This is a genomic window from Psychrobacter aquimaris (assembly GCF_016107525.1).
Taxonomy (GTDB): domain Bacteria; phylum Pseudomonadota; class Gammaproteobacteria; order Pseudomonadales; family Moraxellaceae; genus Psychrobacter; species Psychrobacter aquimaris.
Genome location: NZ_JABASR010000003.1, coordinates 55,289 through 73,065, shown reverse-complemented (window position 1 = coordinate 73,065; position 17,777 = coordinate 55,289). Strand labels below are relative to the sequence as shown.

The window sequence follows — 17,777 nt, the reverse complement described above, 5'->3', positions numbered from 1 at the left end:
GCTATGCCCACCCCAATTAACGAACGTAAACTAGCCAATGCCATCCGTGTACTGTCGTTTGACGCGGTTCAAAAAGCCAACTCTGGACATCCGGGTGCGCCAATGGGTATGGCTGATATTGCCGAAGTTTTGTGGCGCAAATTTTTGAAGCACAACCCAGCTGATCCTAAGTGGCACAACCGTGATCGCTTTGTACTATCAAACGGTCATGGCTCAATGCTTATTTATTCATTGCTACATTTATCTGGCTATGATGTCAGCGTTGACGATCTGAAAGGTTTCCGTCAATTGCATTCAAAAACTCCAGGCCATCCTGAACTTGGTTATACACCAGGTGTTGAAACCACGACTGGTCCACTAGGACAAGGTATTGCTAATGCAGTTGGTTTTGCAATTGCAGAAAAAACCCTAGCCGCGCAGTTCAACCGTGACGGTCATAACATCGTCGATCACCATACTTATGCATTCTTAGGCGATGGCTGCTTGATGGAAGGCATCAGTCATGAAGTTTGTTCATTAGCTGGTACGTTGGCGCTTGGCAAGCTGGTATTCTTCTATGATGACAATGGCATCTCAATCGATGGTAATGTCGAAGGTTGGTTCACTGATGATACGCAAGCGCGCTTTGAGTCATACGGCTGGCAAGTCATCAAGGTCGATGGCCATGATACCGACGCGATCACGCAAGCAACTGAGCAAGCGATTGCAGAGACTACCAAACCAAGCCTAATCATTTGCAAAACCACCATCGGTGCTGGTAGCCCGAACAAACAAGGTCTAGCGGCAAGCCATGGTGCACCATTGGGTGATGACGAAATCGCCTTGACTCGTGATGCGTTGTCTTGGAAACATGCTCCATTTGAATTAGATGACGAAATCTATGAAGCATGGGATGCCAAAGCCAAAGGTGACGTACAGCAAAAGAACTGGGATGCAGACTTTGAAGCGTACAAAAAAGCCTATCCAGAACTAGCCTCTGAACTACTACGCCGTCTAAATGGCGAGTTGCCTGCTGACTTTGCTAGCCAAGCACAAGCCTATATTCAGCAAACGCAAGAAGCGGGCGGCGATGTTGCCAGCCGTAAAGCCAGTCAAAATGCTATCAATACCTTACAGCCATTATTACCAGAATTGCTAGGCGGTTCAGCGGATCTCGCTGGTTCAAACCTAACGCTATTCAAAGGCGCTAAAGGCATCGAAAAAGACGCTGACGGCAACTATATCTATTATGGTGTACGTGAGTTCGGTATGACGGCGATTGCCAATGGTATTGCATTGCATGGCGGCTTTATCCCTTACGTAGCGACGTTCCTGATGTTTATGGAATATGCACGTAACGCGGTACGTATGGGTGCACTGATGAAGCAGCGCGTCATCCATGTCTATACGCATGACTCTATCGGTCTGGGTGAAGACGGCCCAACGCATCAGCCAGTTGAGCAGTTGACTAGCCTACGTACCACGCCAAATCTACGCACATGGCGTCCATGTGATGCGACTGAATCTGCCACTGCTTGGGTAGAGGCGATCAAGTCAGCACACAACCCATCTGCATTGATCTTCAGCCGTCAAAGCTTGCCACATCAATCACGTGATAGCGAGCAAGTAGCGAACATCACCAAAGGTGGTTATGTACTGGCAAAAGAACAAGGCGAGCTACAAGCCATCATTATCGCGACTGGTTCAGAAGTTGGCCTAGCGATGGAAGCTTACGAAACGTTGAGCGCAAATGGTGTTGGCGTACGTGTGGTCTCTATGCCATGTGCAGAGATTTTCGTCGAGCAAGATGCTAGCTATCGTGAAGCCGTATTGCCTGCCAATATCCGTGCTCGCGTCGCAGTAGAAGCCGCGCATGTAGATTACTGGTACAAGTTCGTTGGTCTAGATGGCAAAGTCATCGGTATGACCACTTATGGCGAGTCTGCTCCTGCTAGCGACTTGTATAAAGAGTTTGGTATCACGACTGATGCTGTGGTCGAAGCGGTAAATAGTTTGGTGTAATCCGTTAAAAAAGTTATAAATAAAAAAGCTGCTAGAGAAATCTGGTGGCTTTTTTTATTGACTAAATAATCAGTGTATTCATAGTGGTATTTAGTCCATAATTAAAAAAAACAGAGTACGGAATAATTATGAACTGGGATTTGTTGAGTATTTTTATCACGGTCGGCTTGGCGCATTTTCTTGCACTATTGAGTCCTGGACCGGATTTTGTATTGATCGTAAAAAGTGCGATTAAGAACGACAGTAAAGACGCAATAGGGGTTGCGCTCGGTATCACCTTTGCTAATGCAGTGTACATTGGTCTATGTCTAATTGGTGTTGGCTCAATTTTAGCCGCCTCTGCACCTATTATGATTACGCTAAAAATCATTGGTGGGTTGTTTTTAATGTACCTTGGGATACAGGCGTTACGCGCACGAAAAGATGCGTATGACCAGTTTCAGGTAGCCCAATTAGCCCATTCAAATATACCTAAGACAACTTTTTTAAAGGAATTTACTGCAGGGTTTTTGTCTGGAATATTTAACCCTAAAAATCTACTCTTTTATCTCAGTTTATTCACTGTAGTGTTGACACCAGAAATAAGTTTTGTGTTCAAATTGGGCTTAGGTATTTGGATGACTGTTGTGGTATTCGCATGGGACACTGCCGTCATATTTCTATTGTCGACTCGCAAAGTACGCGCTAAATTCACCCAAGTCGCTTATTATATTGATAAAATTACAGGGGCATTGCTTGGCGTCATTGGTTTAACTATCGTCAGAACAGCAATTGTAGATCGGTAATTTTAACCAAAAGTAATTATTATATTAATATTGAACGTTATTTATTTTTTCATAACTACTTTCAAGAAAAACAACCATGTCCCTAAAATCCACTTTTAAAGGCTTTCTCGGCGAGACCGTCATTAACGTCGCCATGTGGCTAAAACTTGAAAAAGACGTCTATCACCGATTAAACGGTATTACCTTACCACGAGCCAATGGCGGCAGTACCCAAATAGATCATGTCATCGTCTCTGTGTACGGCATCTTTGTGATTGAGACCAAAAACTACAAAGGCTGGATATACGGTAGCGAGACGCAAAGACAATGGACGCAAGCCTTTCCAAATGGCAGTAAATTCAAATTCCAAAATCCATTGCGTCAAAACTACTTGCACATAAAGACGCTCGCTGATTTATTAGATTTGGAGCTGAGCTACTTTCATTCGATGATTGCCTTCATCGGTGAGTGTGAGCTAAAGACCCGTGATGAGTTGCCCGATCACGTATTAACGGGTGGTATGGTATCTTATGTGAAGAAAAAGCAAGATAAAATACTGACCGAAGACGAGGTTGCATCTATCGTTGAGCAGATTAATAGCAATAGGTTTAGCAAATCGTGGCGCACCAATCGGCAACATAAAGCCTATCTAAAAGACAAGCATAGCCCATCAAATAAAAAGCCTAGCAGTAACGCTAATGATAAACCAGTTGCTAAAATGAATAATAAGCTGACACCTGAGCCAGTAGTAAAAGAAACCGCAAACAGAGCCACGCTGAAAAGTAGAGAAGTGCTGCGATGGTCTGGTCAAACTGAGATTGAATCTCGCGAGTTACCAATTGATAGTCTGAATACTCAGCAGACGATCACACCGCCTACCAGTATGTCACATGATATGACCAATAAAGTGTTTATGACGCCATTTGAGATTATAGAATCTGAACCACAGGTTGAAGCACCTGCGAAAATTGAGGTGGCAGGCTATGCTGCTAATATCAACCAAGCGCCAACTTGCCCAAGATGCAACGGTGAGATGGTTGAACGCACTGCGAAAAAAGGCGCACGCCAAGGACAATCCTTTTATGGGTGCGCGCAGTTTCCTAAGTGTCGAGGTGTGGTTAATATTGCTTAGTCGTTAGTCCTCTTAACCGTAGATTTCTTCTAAACGTAAACAAGCAACTAGTCGACCATCCCATTCGCGCAGTTTTGGCTCTACTTCGCTACATTGCGAGGTGGCATATGGGCAGCGTTTATGCAGAGCGCACCCACTTGGTGGATTAAGCGGACTTGGTAGCTCACCTTGTAACGTCAAGTCATTCTTATGGCCATTTACCGTGGGTGCAGCCGCCAATAAAGCGATGGTATAAGGATGTTTTGGTGCATTATAAATCGCTTCTTTAGGGCCGTGCTCAACGGCCTGACCCAAATACATGACCATCACGTCGTCAGCGACATGACGTACGACCGATAAGTTATGCGAGATAAAGACGTAGGCAGTACGATATTCATCCTGCAAATCCATAAATAGATTTAAGACTTGCGCTTGAATCGATACATCGAGTGCAGAAGTTGGCTCATCAGCGACGACGATTTTAGGATTGAGCATCATGGCGCGGGCGAGGGCAATCCGCTGGCGCTGACCTCCTGAAAACATATGTGGAAAACGCCCAGCATGTTCAGGACGTAGGCCGACATTTCTCATCATCTCGTTGATTTTGTCACGCTTTTCTTCTTTAGACAGTTTGGTATGAATATCTAATGGTTCTGTCAGTTGATAGGCGATAGTATGACGCGGGTTTAAGCTACCATAAGGGTTTTGGAAGACCATTTGAATTTCGGTACGTAGCTCTTTGAGCGCCTTTCTGCTATAGCCAGTGGTGCCTTCATCATTGATAAACAGCTCGCCTTGCGTAGGCGCTTCGATCAGCGTCAACTGGCGGGCAAGTGTGGATTTGCCGCAGCCTGACTCACCAACGACTGCCAGTGTCTTACCTGCTTCAAGCTCGAATGAGATACCGTTCAGGGCTTTGACATACGCTTTTGGTTTACCCAATCCTTGCGATACTGGGTAATGCTTGTGTAGATTGTCTGCTTTTAAAACCACTTTATTACTCATACTTGTGACTCCAAAATAGCAGCGTGAGAGATAGGGGTGCGAGAAGAGGGATCAGCATGAATACAGCGCACCTTGCCATTTGGCGTATCTAAAATGGGCGGTGGCACGTCACAAGTTGGCTCTTTATAAGGGCAACGAGGAGACAATAAACAACCGCTTGGGCGATCATATTGGCTTGGTACAACACCGGATAAGCTGTTCAATCGATCTTGACCGATGGCCAGTTCAGGAATGGCTTGTAGCAAGGCTTCGGTATAAGGGTGTGCAGGGTTTTGGAAAATCTCTGGCACGGTACTGGTTTCAACCACTTGTCCAGCATACATGACCGCAACATCACGTGAGTTTTGTGCGACAAGGCCTAGATCATGGGTGATCAGTACCATCGCCATTTGTTTTTCGCGTTGTAGACGACCGAGCAAATCCATAATCTGCGCTTGTACGGTGACATCAAGTGCGGTGGTCGGTTCATCGGCGATGAGCAGTTTTGGCTCACAAGCAAGCGCCATTGCAATCATAACGCGCTGGCTCATACCGCCTGAGAGTTGATGCGGATAGACTTTGAGTCGGTTTTTGGCGTCAGGCATTTCGACCAGTTCTAGCAGCTCTAATATACGTGCCTGTACTGCTGCACCGCGCAAACCAAGATGCTTGCGCAGAACTTCACCCAACTGCATCTCAATGGTAAAGCTTGGATTGAGGCAAGACATTGCGTTTTGAAAGATCATAGAGATGTCTTTGCCAATGATGCCGCGTTTTTCTTTGGCAGGCATACTGAGCATGTCTTTATTATCAAACATCACCCGCTTGGCACGGACGCTCGCAGACGGCGGTAATAGTCCCATTAGCGCCATCATCGTGACCGACTTACCTGAGCCGGATTCACCCACGACGGCGATGACTTCACCTTGTGTGATTTTTAGCGACACATCATCGACGGCACGAAAGGCACGCCTTCCTTGACCAAAAGTGACCGACAGATTTTCGATGTCCAATAACAATGGTGATTCTTTTGTTGATGCGCCATTCATAGAAGTGTGAGTGGTAGGCGTTTTAATTAAAGTATCAGTCATCTTAGGTCACCTGCTTTAATTTGGGATCGAGCGCGTCACGCAGGCCATCACCCGTCAAGTTAATCGACAATGCAGCTAAGAAAATAGCGACACCTGGCCAAATAGCGAGCCAAACATTACTTTGAATATACTGACGTGCCGTACCGAGCATCGCGCCCCATTCAGCATCAGGTGGCTGTACACCAAACCCTAAGAAACCAATCGCACCCGCTTCTAAAATAGCAGAAGAGAAAATCATCGTCGCCTGCACGATGAGCGGTGCCATACAGTTGGGTAAAATGGTGATAAACAATAGGCGAAGTACGCCAGCACCCATCACTTGCGAGGCGATAAAGTACTCACGTTGCAACTCTACCATCGCGGTGGCGCGAGTCAGACGAATAAAGGGCGGCGTACAGACCAGTGCAATCGTAATAATCGTATTGGTCATAGATGGCCCTAAGATAGCGGCAATGATGATCGCTAGTAGTAAGCTAGGGTATGACATCAAAATATCATTGACTAGCATGACCGCTTTGCCCCAAACCTTAGGCCAAAATGCGGCACTAAGTCCTAATGAAATACCGACTAGCATCGCAAGGGTCGTCGCGCTCAGACCAATGAATAAAGAATAACGCGCGCCATACATCACCCGAGACAAGGTATCTCGTCCAGCATCATCAGTGCCCAACCAAAACATCGCATCGCCGCCACTCAAGAAGGCTGGCGGCAATTGCTCTTGGCCAGTAAACAATTCATAAGGGTCATGGGGTGCAATAGTGGGCGCGAGTATGGCAATGATGACCATCAATGCCAATACAATAAAACCAAGTACCGCACCTTTATTGCGACAAAACGTCGATAAAAATAGCTGCCAAGACGATGGCGGTGTGGCGGCCATGAGATTGACATCAGAGGGGAGAACAGAAGGCTTCATGAGCAGTTCCTATAGTGGCTAGCGCAGTGACATTTTTTAGAATCTCATTCCCAAAAAAGTACTAAGCATTGCTAAAACATCACTTCAGCGCCAATCATCACTATTTATAATATAAGTATTTATCAATGTGAAATTAAGAAGTATGTCGAATACGCGGATTGATCAGACCATACAAAATATCAATAAATAAACTGACCAAAATCAAGGCAGTGGCGACCAATAAAATACCGTTTTGCACAATGGGGTAATCACGAGTGAAAAAGCCATCGAGGAGCCAATTACCAACTCCCGGCCAGCTAAAGATAGTCTCAGTGATAATCGCGCCTGCAAGCAACGTCGCCATCTGCAAGCCAACAACAGTGACCACGGTAATCAATGCATTACGCATCACGTGTATCATTATCACGCGGCGCGGTGATAAGCCTTTGGCTCGAGCAGTACGGACATAGTCTTCATCCAACACCTCTAACATCGCAGAGCGTGTCATCCGCGCGATCATGGCGAGTGGGATAGTCGACAAGGCAATTGAAGGCAAGATAAAGTGTTTGACCACATTCCAGAATGCGCCAGGTTCTCCTGACGTGAGAGAGCCAAGTAACCATGAACCGTACAGTGGTTGGACATCCAAGAACTGTGCGACAGAAATTACCCCAGCAACGGGTAAAAGGCCGAGATAATGAGCAAATATACCAGTCAGAATAGGTCCCAATAGATAGATCGGCATCGAGTATCCTGCCAGTGCTCCTGACATCAGGGTATAGTCAATCCAAGTACCACGGCGTAAGGCGGCAAAGATGCCTAAGCTCACACCAATAACACTAGCAATGACAATCGCACACAATGCCAGCTCTAAGGTTGGTACGAAGTGAGCAAAAAAGTCTTGTAATACGGGAGAACGAGTACGGAAAGACTGACCAAAGTCACCGGTCAATATACCCGTCAAATAGTCCCAATATTGGACAACGAGTGGTTTATCTAATCCAAGTCTTTCTAAGGCGCGGGCATGTAGCTCTGGATCGACCATCCGCTCGCCCATCATGATCTCGACAGCATCGCCCGGTACGAGACGAATCAACGTAAAGGTCGATAGCGTTAAACCAAGATAGACAGGAATGAGAATGGCAATACGGCGCAGAATATAAAGTAGCATGGGCTGCTCAATAGTTGTGATTCAATGAGTGGAGTGATAGCAATTAATGAAGTCGTCCGTAACCATGCATTTAAGTCATAAAGCACTTAAGTGAAAGGTACTTAAATGACAAGCACTTAAATGAAAAGTATTTAACGCATATAAATACGGCTGGAACAGAGATTCTGAGCCAGCCGAATACAAATTAAATAATAGTGCATGTCGTACCGGACTTAATTAGCTAAGGCTATTCAACCTTCACGCCATCGAAGCGTACGGCACCAAGCGGACTAATTTTGAAATCCACAACGTTTGGTGCAGTGAATACGGTTACTACCGAATGCGCCATTGTTGTCCAAGGAAGTTGCTCTTTGAATATTTGCTGAGCTTGTACATAGTCATCCACACGTTCATCTTGATTGGTCACCTGACGCGCTTTCATGACTAAATTATCAAAGTCTTTATTACACCAGCGTGAGTAGTTATTACCACCGACGGCATCACAAGACAGTAACGAGCCTAGCCAGTTGTCTGGATCACCATTGTCGCCAGTCCAACCTGCCAAGATCACATCAGGCTCACCTTTAGCAGCGCGTTTTAGGTATTCGCCCCACTCATAGGTTACCAGCTTGGTATCGACACCAATCTTCGCCCAATCTGCTTGCAGCATTTCAGCCATTAGCTTGGCATTGGGGTTGTACGGACGTTGGACTGGCATGTACCACAAGTTGATGCTCATATTATCAGCACCTGCTTCTTTGATCAGCGCTTTTGCTTTTTCAACATCATAAGGTGCATCTTTAAGCGATTTGTCGTAACCCCACTGCGTTGGTGGCATCGGGTTGGTTGCTTTAAGGCCTTCGCTTTGATAGACCGCATTGATAATCGCGTCTTTATTAATCGCCATATCTAATGCTTGACGAACTTTAAGATCACTAAGCTTCGGTTTTTCGACGTTGTAGCCCACATAGCCGACGTTGAAGCCTGGTTGATCAAGAACTGTGACCTTGCCGGATTTTTTGACCGATTCAATTTCGGCAGGCTTTGGATATGCCGATACATGACATTCGCCCGCTTGAACTTTTTGCGCACGAACCGCTGAATCTTTGGTGATAACAAACACGAGGTTATCGATGTAGATGTTATCTTTGTCCCAATAGTCTGGGTTTTTGGTATAACGAATTTGCGCGTCTTTTTGATAAGAAGTAAAGACGAAAGGTCCAGTACCAACAGGTTTGGTATTAAGATCAGCGGCATTACCAGAAGCCATCAACTTGTCTGCATATTCAGCAGAATTGATATAGGCAAACGGCATCGCTAAGTTCTGTAAAAATGGCGCGTTAGTCTCGCTTAATGTGACTTTTACCGTGTAATCGTCAACTTTTTCAATGTTAGCAATAATATCAGGTAGTCCCATGCCAACCGAATACGGGAACTCAGCAGGGTAGGCTTTGTTGAATTCAAAGTCTGGGTCGGTGAGACGTTCTAGCGTAAAAATAAGGTCGTCTGCGTTAAAATCGCGGGTTGGTGTGAAATAATCCGTTTTACCGAACTTGACGCCTTTACGTAGATTAAAGGTGTAAGTTTTGCCATCTTCGCTAATATCCCAGCTTTCAGCCAATCCTGGCTGAATCTCAGTACCATCTCTTTTGAATTGCACCAAACCGTTGTAGATAGGGTAGGCGCTTGCATCAAAATCTGTACCTGCGGTGTACTGTGCTGGATCGAAACCAGCAGGGCTACCTTCTGAACAGTAAAGCAAGGTTTTGGCTGCTTTAGCATCTGAGCTGGCAGCAGATTCATCAGTGGTTTTGTTGTCGCCGCTACAAGCACTTACACCCAAGATAAGCGTGGCCAACATCGTAAGTTTAAAAAATGATTTTTGCATTATTACGTTCCATGTAATGATAGGTAATCGCTCATGTATTTACCTAGTTCGTATTCGACCATGAATACAATTTGCAAGAAATACAATGAGCAAGCACTAAACTGACTTTGAGTATTTATTCTAACGATATATTTTTTACAAAAAAATACATAAATTAAGTTGATATAACTTTAATTGATGCATTTAAAAACATAAAGATATGAATAGTTGTTCGAATATACTCTCATAAATAGCCGTAATGCAAGAAATATTTGAACTAATTTTTATAAAAAACATGGGTTTATGCTCATTTTGATATTATTTTGACCAATATTATCAATCATTGTTTCTTTCTATCCCTATAATACCAACAGGAATGAGACGCAATAATGTATTGCTCCTTAATTATAATTTTACTCAATAAAAACAATCAGAAATAAATTGGTTACATTTTATGTATGCCAATTTATGAGGTGTTGAAGCAATTCTGATCTACCTAGTGACTAATTCAACATCAATATGTTTTGCCTTAATAAGGTCTGCTATTTTTTCAGCAATCATAATGGTTGGCGCATTGGTATTGGCACTAATGAGTGTCGGCATGACTGAAGCATCAATAACCCGTAGTCCATTTACGCCACGTACTTTCAGCTCTAAATCAACCACGGACTTGCCATCTGAACCCATACGGCAAGTGCCCACAGGATGATAAATGGTATCTGATTTATTACGCATATAACCGAGCATGCCGTCTTTTTCGATATAAGGGGCAGGGTAGTCTTCAGTAATATATTTGGCGATGGGTGGTTCTTGCATGATGGCGCGCGTACGCTCCGCGCCTGCAATCATATATTCTACATCTTTTGGGTGCGAGAGATAGTTTGGATCAATCAATACGGCGTCAGATGGATCAGCTGAGCCTAATCTCACGGTGCCGCGGCTTTCGGGGCGTAGGTAGCAACTGTGACAAGAAATGGCATAGCCACGTCTCAAATCGCGACCATGCTCAATCACGCGCGAGATAACAAAGTGTAATTGGGTATTTGGCCACTCTTTTGGCGCATCACCCACACTAAAGAAGGCACCTGCTTCTGCATAATTGGTAGATAGTATCCCTGTACCGTCTTTTCTCCACTGCCGAATGCTCTTAGGCAATGTCGCCATTGCTGCCATACCGATGCCGATGACGTCAGTGGTATTGACCTCGTAATCAAAGACGACGTCTAAGTGATCTTGTAGATTACTACCAACATCGGGCGCATCTACCACTACATCGATGCCGTGCGATTGTAGATGCTCAGCAGGGCCAATACCCGACAACATCAGGACTTTGGGTGAGCCAAAAGTGCCGCCTGATAATATGACTTCATGACGCGCCATGACCGTGTGCTCGACGCCATCTTTTTCATAAGCGACGCCAACGGCTTGTTTGTCTTCAAAGATCACTCGGTTGGCTTGGGCATGGGTGATGACGGTTAGATTTGGTCGGCTTTGTACCGGATGTAGATAAGCGGCAGCAGCAGAGCAGCGCTGACCTTGTTTTTCGCCATGGAAATGAGTGACTTGATATAAGCCCGCACCATCTTGTTTTTTACTATTAAAGTCTTGGTTATGATCTAAACCATTGGTGATGGCCGCTTCTACGAATGCTTTGGAGATATCACGTGGGCTTAGTAAGTCGCTGACATGCAGCGGACCACTATCGCCATGCAGCTCATCGCTGCCGTGAATATTATTTTCGGCTTTGATAAAGTAGGGCAGCACATCGTCAAATCCCCAGCCAGTGCAGCCTTGTTCCACCCAGCGCTCATAATCGAGCGCACTACCGCGCGTATAAATCATTGCATTGATTGCGGATGAGCCGCCCAAGCACTGTCCACGTGGCTGGAAACCACGTCGGTTATTGAGATGAGTCTGAGGCGTAGTGTGAAAGCACCAATTATTCAATTTTAGCGGCTTACCAGGGACTAACAGAATCAATCCAGCAGGGACACGCACCGCAAGATCTTTGCCATCACCGCCATATTCTAATAGGCAAACGCTGATATTTGGGGTTTCTGTGAGACGGCTGGCAAGTACGCAGCCTGCAGAGCCACCACCCACGATGACGTAATCAAACTTTTTATCAAATTCCATGTCATATTCCTTATAGCGTCCATGCTAATCAAAATAGTTTAAGCTTTACAATATCTATTATTTTGTAGAAATAATAAAATATAAATGACTCCATGGTATCTATTTATATAAGTACAAAAAAACAAACTGGCAGTATGACTTTCAGCTTATTAATTGGAATTGAGTTCATCTAATTTTTTACCATGCAACCTTATACCGAACACACTTCTGAGCGTACGATAAAGCGCTTACCTTCAGGTATCTCAAGCGAAAAACTGGCCCCGCGTCCATCGACCACATCTATCGTCAGATCGGTATGTTGCCAGAGCTTGTGCTGTGCCTTACCCATATAAAAGGGGCAGCCTACTAACTCGCCGACGAGTACATCTTGTCCGCCTACTTTAAATTCGCCCAATGGATAACACATGGGAGAGCTGCCATCGCAGCAGCCGCCTGATTGATGAAACATCAGCTCACCGTGCTTAGATTTTAGTAAGTCGATTAATGCTTTGCAGGATGGGGTCGCTGTCACTTTCATAATGATTTCCTTATCGTTAAACCCGAATGGATGTCTTTCATAATCATACTGAGTAAAATATAAAGGGTCGCATCATATTCACTCACATCATTTATCATATGTGGTTGAAAACGATACGACCCATTAATTACTGATGATTAATCTAGCCAGTCATTGAGACAGTGTTACGAATCTCAAAATATCATAAGGCCTATGGCTACAGACTATAGTCAATGACAATGCGACCTTCGATTTTGCCATCACGCATACGATCAAAGATATCATTGATATTTTCTAATGGCTCAGCGGTAACGGTGGCTTTTACTTTGCCTGCTGCTGCCATATCTAGCGACTCTTGCAAGTCGAGACGTGTACCAACGATTGAGCCACGAATGGTAATACCGTTTAAAACAGTATCAAAAATGGATACTGGGAATTCACCCGTTGGTAGACCATTACATACCAAAGTACCACCGCGTCGTAACATGCCTAATGCTTGATCAAAAGCTTTGGACGATACCGCTGTCACAAGCGCACCATGAGCACCGCCGATTTCTGTTTGTAGATATTCAGCAGGGTCGGTCTTTTTCGCATTAACAGTGACTTTTGCACCCAGTTTTTTGGCGAATGTAAGCTTGTCATCATCAATATCGACAGCAGCAACGTTCAATCCCATCGCAATGGCATACTGAACCGCCATGTGTCCCAGACCGCCAATACCTGAAATGACGACCCAATCACCTGGTTTGGTATCGGTCATTTTTAGCCCTTTGTATACAGTAACTCCGGCACACAAAACGGGGGCAATCTCAATAGAGTCAACACCTTCAGGAATAATACCAACATAGTTGGCATCCGCTAGGACATATTCAGCAAAACTGCCGTTGACTGAGTAGCCAGAGTTCTCTTGACTTAGGCATAAGGTTTCCCAACCACCTAAGCAATGGGTACAATGCCCACAAGCAGAGTAAAGCCAAGGTACACCAACTCTATCACCTTCTTTGACGTGATGGACATTATCACCAACCGCAGTGATAAGACCAACGCCTTCGTGGCCTGGGATAAACGGCGGGCTAGGCTTGACTGGCCAATCGCCTTCAACGGCGTGCAAATCGGTATGACAGACACCTGATGCCTGCATTTTTACGACGATTTGACCTACACCTGGAGTCGGAATATCTACTTCTTCAATCTGTAAGGGTTGTCCGAATTCATGCAGTACGGCCGCTTTCATTTTATTACTCACGTTGTAACTCCTTGTCATCGCTCTTTACATTAAGATGCTCGGCGAGCATCGAGGTCGCACTTTACCGGTTTTGCCATAAAGTGCTTTTAAAGACAGGCTTAAAAGAAGCCCATCGCTTTAGGACTGTACGATACCAGCATGTTTTTGGTTTGTTGATAATGATCGAGCATCATTAGATGGTTTTCACGACCAATACCAGACTGCTTATAACCACCAAACGCGGAATGCGCAGGATAGAGGTGATAGCAATTTGTCCAAACGCGACCAGCTTTAATGCCACGACCGAAACGATAAGCGCGAGTGCCATTACGCGTCCATACCCCAGCACCAAGGCCGTACAAGGTATCATTGGCGAGAGCCATTGCTTCTTCATCGTCTTTAAAAGTGGTTACAGCGAGTACGGGGCCAAAGATTTCTTCTTGGAACACACGCATATCATTCGTGCCTTCAAAGATGGTGGGCTGCACATAATAACCGTTTGCCATGTCGCCATCATGTTTAGCGACTTCACCACCGACAAGCACTTTTGCCCCTTCTTTTTTACCGATATCGAGATAAGATAGGATTTTTTCTAGCTGATCTGAGCTGGCTTGGGCTCCAATCATGGTATCAGTATCGAGCGGGTTGCCCATTTTGATGGCTTTAACGCGGGCGATACAGCGTTTCATAAATTCATCATAGATGCTTTCGTGGATGAGGGCGCGTGATGGGCAAGTACAGACTTCGCCTTGGTTCAGCGCAAACATCACCAAGCCCTCAACTGCCTTATCTAAGAAGTCATCGTCTTCATCCATGATGTCGGCAAAGAAGATATTTGGACTTTTGCCGCCCAGCTCTAGCGTGACCGGAATGATATTTTCACTGGCATATTGCATAATTAAGCGACCAGTGGTGGTCTCACCAGTAAAGGACACTTTATCGATACGCGGGTTGGAAGCGATTGGCTTACCGGCTTCAACGCCGAAGCCATTAACAACGTTTAATACGCCTTTAGGTAAAATGTCCGCCGCGCCTATTAAGTCAAGCATGTACAAAATAGAAGCAGGGGTTTGCTCGGCAGGCTTGAGGACGATACAGTTACCAGCTGCAAGTGCTGGGGCAATTTTCCAAATCGCCATTAGGATAGGGAAGTTCCAAGGAATGATTTGACCGACGACGCCTAGAGGCTCATGGAAATGATAGGCGACTGTGTCTTCATCAATTTGGCTAATGCCGCCTTCTTGTGCGCGAATAACGCCAGCGAAGTAACGCAAATGGTCGATGGCGATTGGAATATCAGCGGCGAGGGTTTCACGTACGGGTTTACCGTTTTCATAGCTTTCGGCGATAGCGATTGCCTCTAAATTGGCTTCGATACCGTCGGCAAGTTTGAGCAACATATTAGAGCGATCAGTGACACTCGTTTTGCCCCAAGCATCTTTTGCCGCATGAGCGGCATCTAGTGCAGCTTCAACATCGGCTTCTTTTGAACGCGCGATCTGACAGAAGGTTTTACCATCGATTGGACTTGAGTTGTCAAAGTATTCACCATCGATTGGTGCGACCCACTCACCATTGATGAAATTGTCATATTTTTTGCGGAATTGGACAGGACTGTCTTCAGTATTGGGATAAGCGTATAACATTAACCACTCCTTGTTGTGTATTATGACTATTTAAGAACAAACGACTTAAGCATAAATATTTGGCCATCCTGACCAAGCTATGACTCTATCGTACTGAGCTTTAGCGATGAGCGATAATGACTTTTTATAATGATATATTCCGTATCGTATAACTTTAAGTTATGTGGCTTATCAGGGTTAAAGTCGTCCGCAAAACGGATGTAGCTGCTATAATTGTTGGCAGCTTTCTCTCTCATAACTTGCTCTTATTCTATTTTTCTTATTACTATTAACTTAATTGGTTTGGATATATGCGTCAATCTTCTGCTCTTGATATCTTAAAAACGGGTCAAAATGTCTTTTTGACTGGCTCAGCAGGTTCAGGTAAGACTTATACTCTCAATCAATATATCGACTATTTACGCGCACGCCGTGTGCCTGTCGCCGTCACCGCGAGTACTGGTATTGCTGCTACGCACATGAACGGCACGACGATTCATAGCTGGTCAGGCATCGGTATCAAAGATGAGCTGTCTGATCGTGATTTGAGTAATTTATCACGCAAGCAATTCCTAGCAGACCGACTAAAAGACACCGCGGTATTGGTCATTGATGAGATATCGATGTTGCATGCCAAGCAGCTCAATTTGGTCAGCCAAGTACTCAAGCATATCCGCAAAAATGACAAAGCATTTGGTGGTATTCAGGTCGTCGTCGCAGGGGACTTTTTCCAGTTACCGCCCATTGGTAGTAAGGGTGAAAGCAATCGTGAAAAATTTGCCTTTATGTCAGAAGCTTGGCTTGATGCCAAGTTCCATATTTGCTATTTATCTGAGCAACATAGGCAAGTCAGTGACGCGGAAAATGGCGGGCTTGATTTGGACGATATTCTCAACCAAATCCGTCGTCAGGAAGTCACTTTTGAATCGATTGCTGCGCTGGAGGCGACCTTTGATCAAAATGTCGATATCAAACGTACCCGTCTTTATACCCACAATCTCAACGTTAATAGCATCAATGATAAAGAGCTTGCCGCGTTAGAGGGCGAGATGATGCGCTTTACCGCTACGTCTACGGGCGACAGTAAATTGGTTGAGACGCTTAAAAAAACGGTACGTACCCAAGATGATTTGGTATTAAAAGTCGGTGCCAAGGTGATGTTTATCAAAAATAATACCGAACTTGGCGTGTCCAACGGTACGATGGGTGAGCTGATTGGTTTTGCCGCAGTAAAAATTAATGATGATAGCAAAGACAGTAGTGATGATTTAATCGAAGACGATGATGACAGTGCTGAAAGTGAGACTGATAAGAATGTAAAAGGCAAAATTAAAAAAGCCATAAAAGAGAAAGACAGTGATAAAAAGCAGGCAAAATCTAAAAAGCCAACGACGCAAAAAATGCCCGTGGTTCGGCTCAATTCAGGGCGTGAAGTTGTCGCTGAGCCTGAAGAATGGATCATCGAAGATGAGACGGGCGATGTGCTGGCAAGCTATGAGCAAGTACCGCTGTGTCTCGCGTGGGCGATTACCATTCATAAATCACAAGGCATGACGCTTGATGCTGCTGAGATTGATTTATCACGTACTTTTGAGCTTGGGCAGGGCTATGTGGCATTGTCACGGCTAAAGTCGCTGGCAGGTTTGCAGTTGCTGGGTATGAACGACATGAGTTTGCAACTCGATCCGTTGGCACGCGGTGCAGACAAACGGTTTTTGGTACTGTCAGAAGAAGCCGATGCCAATTATGCGATGCTTGATGAAGAGAGCATGACGCAGGCACATGAGAAGTTTATTTTAAAATCGGGCGGTACGCTCAGTAAGTCAGTCATTGATGCTTATGCCACTCTGCAAAAAAAGCGCCGTGAGCAGCAGCAAGCGCAAATAGACAAAAAACAAAAACTGGGCAATCAAGTTTCTGATAAGTCCGAAAGCACTTTATTAGCGACACGGGTGCTATTAGAAGAGAGCTTGTCGATTGCAGAAATCTCACAAGCACGTCAGTTGTCACAATCGACCATTATGCGTCATATTGGCGAATTAAAATCTCAAGATCCTAGCCTTGCTTGTGACCATTTGCGCCCAGCCGATGAGGTGATGACGGCAGTGGGCAACGCCTATGTCGCGATTAAAGTCGCCAATAATCCAAATGATTTCAATGATGATGGTAGTATCAAACTGCGTCCAATATTCGATCATCTTAAGCAAAGTATTGATTACAATGCCATTCGATTAGCACTTATTTTTATCACGCCTTAATCCTGAATGGCGCCTTGATACTGAGTATGACAATTCAGGACTCAAGTATTCACCAAATCCATTTAGCTTTTATATAACAATCCTTAGAGCCGATTAACAACTTGTTGGTTTTGTTTCATGGTAGCGCTGACTTTGCAGTGCTCAATTTTTTTATCCCTTTATAGCGATATCTTT

At 44.9% G+C, this 17,777-nt stretch carries 14 protein-coding genes; 4 read left to right on the top strand and 10 right to left on the bottom strand.

The genetic code is table 11. The features are described 5' to 3' along the window. Positions 1 to 3 precede the first annotated feature (3 nt). The 3 genes from tkt to JFC10_RS03590 all read left to right on the top strand — a co-directional run bounded on the left by tkt (position 4) and on the right by JFC10_RS03590 (position 3,897). Positions 4 to 2,001, top strand: a complete 1,998-nt coding sequence (tkt, locus tag JFC10_RS03600; RefSeq protein ID WP_198331713.1) for a transketolase — start codon at positions 4 to 6, stop codon at positions 1,999 to 2,001. Positions 2,002 to 2,129: 128 nt separating this feature from the next. Next, positions 2,130 to 2,786: a LysE family translocator gene (locus JFC10_RS03595; protein WP_198331712.1), complete on the top strand. Its 657-nt coding sequence runs from the start codon at positions 2,130 to 2,132 to the stop codon at positions 2,784 to 2,786. A gap of 76 nt (positions 2,787 to 2,862) precedes the next feature. Beyond that, complete coding sequence (locus JFC10_RS03590; RefSeq protein WP_198331711.1) at positions 2,863 to 3,897, top strand: NERD domain-containing protein; 1,035 nt, start codon at positions 2,863 to 2,865, stop codon at positions 3,895 to 3,897. 12 nt (positions 3,898 to 3,909) lie between these two features. On the opposite strand, the gene JFC10_RS03585 is transcribed toward JFC10_RS03590, so the two are convergent. The 10 genes from JFC10_RS03585 to JFC10_RS03540 all read right to left on the bottom strand — a co-directional run bounded on the left by JFC10_RS03585 (position 3,910) and on the right by JFC10_RS03540 (position 15,602). Beyond that, positions 3,910 to 4,881: a peptide ABC transporter ATP-binding protein gene (locus tag JFC10_RS03585; protein ID WP_198331710.1), complete on the bottom strand. Its 972-nt coding sequence runs from the start codon at positions 4,879 to 4,881 to the stop codon at positions 3,910 to 3,912. After that, positions 4,878 to 5,951: an ABC transporter ATP-binding protein gene (locus JFC10_RS03580; protein ID WP_198331709.1), complete on the bottom strand. Its 1,074-nt coding sequence runs from the start codon at positions 5,949 to 5,951 to the stop codon at positions 4,878 to 4,880. The genes JFC10_RS03585 and JFC10_RS03580 overlap by 4 nt, the downstream gene beginning before the upstream one ends. Position 5,952: 1 nt before the next feature. Then, on the bottom strand, positions 5,953 to 6,867 hold the full coding sequence (locus JFC10_RS03575) for an ABC transporter permease (protein WP_114700463.1): 915 nt from the start codon (positions 6,865 to 6,867) through the stop codon (positions 5,953 to 5,955). A gap of 133 nt (positions 6,868 to 7,000) precedes the next feature. Next, positions 7,001 to 8,017: an ABC transporter permease gene (locus tag JFC10_RS03570; RefSeq protein WP_114700462.1), complete on the bottom strand. Its 1,017-nt coding sequence runs from the start codon at positions 8,015 to 8,017 to the stop codon at positions 7,001 to 7,003. A 226-nt stretch (positions 8,018 to 8,243) separates the two neighbouring features. Then, a complete protein-coding gene (locus JFC10_RS03565; protein ID WP_198331708.1) occupies positions 8,244 to 9,884 on the bottom strand; it encodes an ABC transporter substrate-binding protein in 1,641 nt (546 codons plus the stop codon). A gap of 471 nt (positions 9,885 to 10,355) precedes the next feature. Continuing rightward, positions 10,356 to 11,999, bottom strand: a complete 1,644-nt coding sequence (locus JFC10_RS03560; RefSeq protein ID WP_198331707.1) for a GMC family oxidoreductase — start codon at positions 11,997 to 11,999, stop codon at positions 10,356 to 10,358. Between the two features lie 190 nt (positions 12,000 to 12,189). After that, complete coding sequence (locus JFC10_RS03555; protein WP_193011665.1) at positions 12,190 to 12,516, bottom strand: DUF779 domain-containing protein; 327 nt, start codon at positions 12,514 to 12,516, stop codon at positions 12,190 to 12,192. Positions 12,517 to 12,712: 196 nt separating this feature from the next. Continuing rightward, positions 12,713 to 13,741 carry an alcohol dehydrogenase AdhP gene (adhP, locus tag JFC10_RS03550; RefSeq protein WP_198331706.1) on the bottom strand — a complete coding sequence of 343 codons (1,029 nt, stop codon included), beginning with the start codon at positions 13,739 to 13,741 and terminating at the stop codon, positions 12,713 to 12,715. A 98-nt stretch (positions 13,742 to 13,839) separates the two neighbouring features. After that, positions 13,840 to 15,366 carry an acetaldehyde dehydrogenase ExaC gene (exaC, locus tag JFC10_RS03545; RefSeq protein WP_198331705.1) on the bottom strand — a complete coding sequence of 509 codons (1,527 nt, stop codon included), beginning with the start codon at positions 15,364 to 15,366 and terminating at the stop codon, positions 13,840 to 13,842. 77 nt (positions 15,367 to 15,443) lie between these two features. Further along, complete coding sequence (locus JFC10_RS03540) at positions 15,444 to 15,602, bottom strand: hypothetical protein (RefSeq protein WP_198331704.1); 159 nt, start codon at positions 15,600 to 15,602, stop codon at positions 15,444 to 15,446. A gap of 54 nt (positions 15,603 to 15,656) precedes the next feature. On the opposite strand from JFC10_RS03540, the gene JFC10_RS03535 reads away from it, so the two are divergent. Beyond that, the gene (locus JFC10_RS03535; protein WP_198331703.1) at positions 15,657 to 17,603 is read left to right on the top strand and encodes an AAA family ATPase; all 1,947 of its coding nucleotides are present in this window, start codon (positions 15,657 to 15,659) and stop codon (positions 17,601 to 17,603) included. Positions 17,604 to 17,777: the final 174 nt, after the last annotated feature.